This window comes from Trichlorobacter sp. (assembly GCF_030247655.1).
GTDB lineage: Bacteria > Desulfobacterota > Desulfuromonadia > Geobacterales > Pseudopelobacteraceae > Trichlorobacter.
This window is the reverse complement of sequence record NZ_JAOTRZ010000135.1, coordinates 1-7,718: the sequence shown is the minus strand read 5'-3', so window position 1 is coordinate 7,718 and position 7,718 is coordinate 1. Positions and strand designations below refer to the sequence as shown.

General features: G+C 52.0%; 2 protein-coding genes. Both read left to right on the top strand.

The genetic code is table 11. The annotated features are described in order from the left end of the window. The first annotated feature begins 15 nt into the window (after window positions 1-15). Window positions 16-1,257, top strand: coding sequence for a glucose-1-phosphate adenylyltransferase (gene glgC / locus OEL57_RS11440; protein ID WP_300740664.1), 1,242 nt, complete (start codon window positions 16-18; stop codon window positions 1,255-1,257). 137 nt (window positions 1,258-1,394) lie between these two features. After that, window positions 1,395-7,718 (top strand): type I polyketide synthase (locus OEL57_RS11435; RefSeq protein ID WP_300740663.1); only part of this gene is annotated, 6,324 nt, incomplete at its 3' end.

Genomic DNA, 7,718 nt, shown 5'->3' with positions numbered 1-7,718 from the left:
AGAAGGAGCGTCAACATGTACGATGGATTAAATCTTGGCAGAAATACGATAGCCATGGTTCTTGCAGGCGGCAAAGGAGAACGGCTGAGCCCGCTGACGCTTCGCCGTGCCAAACCCAGTGTTACCTTTGGTGGCAAATACAAGATTATCGACTTTGTCTTAAGCAACCTCTTTAACTCAGGCATCAAAAGAATTTATATCCTGACCCAGTACCGCGCCTACTCGCTCAACAAGCATATCCGCGAATCCTGGGGCAAATGGACCGGCCTGGGCGAATTCTGCGTTGCCATCTCACCGGAGACCAGCAGCGACAGCGAACAGTGGTTTAAGGGCACCGCAGACGCAATCCTGCAGTATCTGCGCTTTGTTGAAACAGCCGATGCCGACTATGTGGCGGTCTTTGGTGGCGACCATATCTACAAGATGGATATCAGCCAAATGATTCAGTTCCATCGAATGAACCGTGCCGACCTCACCATCGCCTCCCTGGAAGTGCCCAGAGAAGAGGCCAGTCGCTTCGGAGTCTTCTCTGTGGATGACGACAACCGGGTCACCGCCTTTACCGAAAAACCGAAAGAACCGGAAACCATACCGGGCCGAAAAACCTGCTTTGCCTCCATGGGCAACTACATCTTCCCCACCCGCAAGCTGATTGAAGTCCTGCTGGAAGGCAAGAAGCTGTATGAGGACCTTGACTTCGGCAAACATGTCATCCCGATGATGCTGGAAAAGGGTGATCGGGTCTATGCCTACAACTCCAACGACAACCAGGTACCGGGGATGAAATCGGAAGAACGTGGCTACTGGAAGGATGTGGGAACGCTCGACTCCTACTACGAGGCCAATATGGATCTGATCAACATCAGCCCCCAACTGAACCTGTATAACTACAAATGGCCGATCCTGACCAACCAGGGCAACCTGCCACCAGCCAAGACCGTCTTTGATGAAGATGGACGCCGTGGTGTCAACCTTGATTCATACGTCACCGGAGGCTGCATAACCAGCGGCAGCACAGTACGCCGCTCCATCCTGGGGCCGATGTGCAAGATCAACAGCTACAGTCTGGTGGAAGACTCCATCCTGTTTGAAGGGGTTACCGTTGGCCGACACGTAAAGATCAAAAAGGCTATCATCGACAAGGGAGTGGTTATTCCTGATAACGCCGAGATCGGCTATGATCATGAAGAAGACCTCAAGAACGGCTACACCATCACTGAATCAGGAATTGTAGTGGTGCCACGGAAAGATCGGTAACTGCCTGCAAAAAGGGAGGATAGCAAAACTGTCCTCCCTTCAGATTTTATACAACAGGCGCCAGCGGGATTGAACAGAAAGGGCAACTATGGTAAAGATCTAACCAATACCTACTTTTTGTTCTTCCCGGGATAAACATGCCTTTAAATGTTGCTATCATAGGTTTTTCATTCAGACTACCGAATACAACCCAGGAAACCTTCTGGAATGATCTGCTGGAAGGTCGTAATCTGGTCACCTCAGTTCCTAAAGAGCGTTGGAGCCAGGAAACATTTACCCACCCACGGAAGGATCACCCCGGCACCAGTTATACCTTTACTGCCGGCTCAATTGGCGATGTATCGCTGTTTGATGCCGGTTTTTTCGGTATTTCTCCACGTGAAGCTGCCGTCATGGACCCTCAGCAACGTCTGTTGCTTGAGCTGGGCTGGGAGGCCTTCGAGAACGCCGGCGTTAAACCATCCTCTCTGAAAGGGAGCAACTGCGGGGTATTTGTCGGCATTTCAAACGTTGACTACGCCTATCGCCTGATTGACAACCTTGAGGCGGTTGACTCATCCGGCGGCACCGGAAACACTTCAAGTATTGCAGCCAACCGTCTCTCCTACTTTTTTGACCTGCACGGCCCCAGTATGGCCATTGACACAGCCTGTTCATCATCACTGGTTGCTTTTCACCAGGCATGTGCATCCATTGCAGCAGGAGAAAGCAGCACTGCACTGGCAGGTGGCGTCAGTCTTCACCTCCACCCCTATACCTTCATAGCCTTCTCCAAGGCATCCATGCTGTCCCGAAAAGGACACTGCAACGTATTTGATGCAGCATGCGATGGCTATGTCCGTTCCGAAGGTGCCGGTCTGTTCCTTCTGAAAGAGTACAATCAGGCTGTGGCTGATGGAGATCGTATTCTGGCTGTTGTGGCAGCATCGGCAGTCAATACCGATGGCCGGAAATCCGGTTTAACCGTACCCAGCGCATCGGCTCAGGCATCTCTGCTAAGACAGACCTACCTGCAGGCAGGAATAGCCCCGTCAGAGATTGACTACATAGAAGCACACGGCACCGGCACTGCCGTTGGTGACCCGATAGAGGTACAAGCAATCGGTGAAGCCCTGGGGAAACAACGCCCGGCCGAAAACCCACTGATCATCGGCTCCGTTAAAAGCAATCTGGGACATCTGGAATCTGCTGCAGGGGTTGCCGGCCTTACCAAGGCCCTGCTCTGCATCCAGAACCGGACCATACCTGCAACCATAGGCATTACAAAGCTTAATCCGGCAATACCGTTCAGTAACCTCAACATTGAAGTCGCCACAGAGAACAGACCGATTACCAAGACTGGAGAGATCATCGTCGGCATCAACTCCTTCGGTTTCGGTGGTGCCAATGCCCATGTTGTTCTCAAAAGTCACGAGCATCCTGTCGGCAATCCAGCAAAGGTTACTCCCTGCACACTCCCCATGGTGATTTCTGCAAAAAGCGCGGAGGCCTTGAAGAAATCTGCCAGGGATACTGCAGCATACCTGAGCAGTAATCACCATGTCCCCCTGTACGACATCACCTATAACGCCTTCTTCCGCCGCGAGCTGCTTGAATGCAAGACCGTTGTCTTCGGCAGTGTACACACGGAAATTGCAGAGCAGCTGCACACGTTCTCTGACACTGAGCCTACGCAGCCCCCTACTCCGCTGGCCATGGCAACCGGACCCGTATTTGTCTACTCCGGCAATGGTGCGCAATGGTTTGGCATGGGAAAACAGCTGATGACTGACCCCCTGTTTTTGCAAGCGGTGCAGGGGGTTGATTCGCTCTTCAGGCAGTATGCTGACTGGTCCCTGGAAAAAGAATTGTCCGGATTCTATGGCATTGACCAGTACGCAGACACCGAGATTGCCCAGCCGGCCCTGTTTGCGATTCAGGTTGGTATTACCCGCATGCTTCAAGCACGAGGTGTATCACCCATAGCTGTGGTTGGCCATAGTGTGGGAGAAGTTGCTGCTGTCTGGGCTTGCGGAGCCCTGTCTCTGGAAGATGCAGTACAGGTAATTTATCACCGCAGCCAACTTCAGGGCACCACCAAGGGAAAAGGGCAGATGACTGCGGTCGGCCTGGGTCAGTCAGACATCAAACAATTACTCACTGAGCTTGGGCTTCATGAAAACCTGACCGTTGCCGGTAGCAACAGCAGTAAAGGATCAACGGTTGCCGGAGCAGATGCTGATCTCAAAAGACTGGAAACAATCCTCTCAGACAAGAATATCTTTAATAAACGTCTTGCCCTTGATTATGCATTTCACAGCCCGGCAATGGATCCGCTTGAAACGGGCATCAGATCAGCACTGGCAACAATAACTCCTCAACAGTCGTCCATTCCGTTTTACTCAACCGTTATCGGTGGATTGGCTGCTGGCACCGGACTTGACGCAGGCTACTGGTGGCACAACCTGCGCGAACCGGTTCTGTTTGACCAGACCATCAGGCAGCTTCTCCATGACGGCAACACTGTATTTATTGAAATCGGGCCCCATGCAATCCTCCGCGGCTATCTGCATGACTGCATGGAAGAAACCGCAACAGCAGGACGTGTCATCAGCACCGGCATGCGTGGAGATGACAGCCCCGCAAAGATTTTTACTGCTGTTGGTCAGGCGATCATCAGCGGTATCCCCATTGACTGGAACTGCTTTTTCCCTGAACAGGCAGTTTTTGTTGAACTGCCCCATTATCCATGGCAACGGGAATCGCACTGGCACACCGTGACGCCGGAATCATACGGCCTGCTCAATCGCCGCAAACTACACCCTCTTTTAGGGTATAAACTTGTCCAACAGGAGCTTACCTGGGAAAATCAGCTTGATACCCAGCTTATTCCAATGCTTGCAGACCACCAGGTTGGTGATGCCATTGTATTTCCCGGCGCCGGCTTCGCTGAACTGGCACTTGCTGCTGCCCATGCCTGGCTGGCTGGAGAATTCAGCGAGATAGAAGAAATCGAGATAAAGTCACCCCTATTATTGAAAGCCGACCGTTCTAAATTGATCCGTGTGTCAATTGATCCTGCCCATGGCGGCTTGCGCATAAAAGCCAAAGAACTCACCAGCGACGATCCCTGGGAGGTCCATGTTACTGCCCGGATACTGCAGGGGCCACCTGCAACGGTGCAACCGCAACACCAGATCCCACTTCCTGCCCGGAGACCGGACTTTACCGCTACAGAGCATCATCGACTTACGGAAGCTGCCGGCCTTGGATACGGCCCGGCATTTCAGACAATTGAAGTTGGCTGGATTGAAAACAACTCAGTTGTTGCCCTGTTTTCAGATTCAACACCGGTAGACGGAACAGATGTGCAGGGTTTTCACCTCCACCCTGCACACCTTGACTGTACCTTCCAGCTAATCTTTCAGCTCCTGAAAGACCAACTGGCTGACAACGCCGGTATCGCCTACATCCCGGTATATATGGGGCGGCTAATCCTGTACAACCCGCAGCGTGCCCCCAAACGTGCCAAGGTAACATTACTACGCCGTTCCCCCCATTCCCTGACAGCAGAGTGCATTATCGCCGATGCCGAAGGTACGCCGATAGCCGCTGTACAGGAAGTCCGCTTCAAAGCCGTCCGCCTCAACATCAACCAGACTGCCACAAAGGCTGTTTTTCTGGCTTACCATAGCATCCCCTGGCCCCACCCATTAACGCCCTGCGGTATATCGCCACTCCCGTTTGACAAGCTGAAAAAAGAGATGGGTGGGGCGGTAAGTCGGGCGGTTCTTAAAGGCACCCATCGCTGCTATTCTGAAGAAGTGGATCCGCTGCTGGATGTACTGTGCAGTCGTTTTACCCTGGAAACCGTCCGGTCTCTCGCAGACGGGAATCAGGTTCTTTCCCATGCTGTTATTCAGGAAATCCAGAAAAACAAGCCAGAAACAGCCATCTACCTTAACCACCTGCTCAGTCTTTCTGTATCTGACGGTTCAATTACAGAAACCGAATCAGGCTTTACCATTCAAAGAAAAGACAACGATACAATTTCAGCCCAGGATATCTGGAACAGCCTGTTCCATGATCACCCGGAATATTTTCCGGTTATCCATAGTGTTTCACGGGTAGGACTACACCTGAAAAGCATCATAACTGAACAGGATGTGAGCAGGCTGCTGCCATCACCAGCTTCCTTGGCGCTCCTCACCCGCAACCTGCTCGGTACTGCAGCAAAAATAAAAATTGAAAATTCACTGCAGAAACTGCTCACCACAACGTTAGCGACGCTACCAGAAGGCAGCCGGTTTGGCGTTATGGAAGTCAGTGACGGTCTTCCGTTATTTGCCTCCACAATCTGCAGTAATATTGAGTTCGACCATTGTCATTACCTTTTTGCAACCGGTAATCATGACATCCTAGATGAAGCAGCTCAGCAACTTGACCACTTTCCGGCTGCCGAAGTCCGGTTGCTTGCTTCAACCGGCGAGTTTGAACAACCGGCACCGGCTTCTGCATATCATCTGGCGGTCATAATGTCAGATTTTTTGACTATTGACGCGGCCTTACATGCTGTTGACTGTGCACTTTCCCAACTTGTTCCTGACGGATTGATCCTTTTCATTGATCAACACCCTTCGCGATGGGCAGACTTTGTTTTTGGCAGTCATACAGAATGGTGGCATGCAAGTGCTTCCGGCTTGCCACTGTCGCGTCAGCAATCACCAGCTTTCTGGCAGATGAAACTGGAACAACGTGGACTGGGTGACAGTGAATGCCATGAACTTTCTCCCCGGACCTCGTCAGGCCCGTACCTTCTGCTGGCGCGGCGCGCTGAAACAGTTTGCACGTCTGCCCCGCCACTACTGCTGTCTGCAGAATCACCCTGGCTCATCATAGCGGACAAAGAGGGCTATTCTACTGAGCTGGGACAACGGTTGGACAGCAGACTGTCGAGTGTTGGAGGACAGGTACTCCATACCACCTATACGTCTGCAACTGATCTCACCGACGAGTTACAACAGATCAAAACTCTGTACGGAGGACTGCGCGGCATCATACATATAAGCGGACTTCAGCCACCTTTACCGGATAACAGCCCATCAGCATTCCTTGAAATCCAGACTGACCGCTGCGCTCTTGCAGCAGCCATTATCAAGGCAACTGAAGCAACAGAGATTTCCACCATCTGCTGGCTGGTGACCGGCAACGCTGCCTGCCACCTGATCCCTCGGCACAATCAAAAACAAACGGGCTGCTCTGCAACCGCCCTTCCTGATGCAGCTCTTTGGGGTTTTGGTCGTACGTTAATCAACGAAACGGCCAGCGGTACTGTTCGTCTGGTTGATCTTGAAACAGTCGGCAACCTTGACACGCTGGTTGAGGCGGTTGCAAAAGAGATTATCCAGCCTGACAATGAACAGGAAATCTGCATTTCATCAGAGGGGAAACGCTTTGCACCCCGCTTGCAACTGGTGCCGACATTACCAGACAGCGGTGATGCCCAACAGGCATCATCCGCCACTCCCTGTTACCGCCTGGGATTCCAGTTTCCAGGGCAACTGCGGAACCTGCGCTGGCAGTCGTGCTCATGTCCTGCGCCCCAAAGCGGTGAAATAGAGGTTGAGGTGCATGCAACCGGCCTTAATTTTCGTGACTTCATGTACACCCTGGGGCTTTTATCAGATGAAGCGGTGGAAAATGGCTTTGCAGGCCCTACACTCGGCATGGAGTTTTCCGGCACTGTTATCCGTGTTGGAGAACAGGTACAGGAATTTTCCCCCGGCGATCACCTGGTGGGATTCGGCCCTGCCTGTTTTGCTAACCGGGTAATCACCAGTCCCAACGCCGTTTCTCTTATCCCGGCAGGGCTCTCCTTTGAGGCGGCAGTAACTATTCCTGCAGCATTCTTTACCAGTTTTTATGCACTACAGTATCTGGCCAGACTTTCACCGGGTGAAAAAGTACTGATCCATGGTGCTGCCGGCGGTGTTGGCATTGCGGCAATACAGGTGGCGAGATGGTGTGGTGCTGAAATCTATGCAACCGCCGGTACCGATGAAAAACGTGATTTCCTGCGTATGCTTGGTATTGAGCATATTTTTGATTCACGTTCACTGACCTTTGCCGATGAAATTCTAGTTCAGACAGGCGGCAGCGGTGTTGATGTCGTACTGAATTCACTCTCCGGCGAGGCGATCAATCGCAACCTGCAGGTCTTGAGACCCTTTGGACGGTTTCTGGAGCTTGGCAAGCGCGACTATTACGAAAACACCCGCATCGGCCTACGCCCATTTAGAAACAACATCAGTTACTTTGGTATTGATGCAGACCAACTGATGCAGGAACGCCCTGACCTTACCCGTACCCTCTTTAAACAGATCATGGCTCTCTTTACAGAAGGAGTTTTCCATCCGCTCCCGTTCCATACCTTTGAAGCAGACGATATTGTCAACGCCTTCAGATACATGCAGCAGTCACGT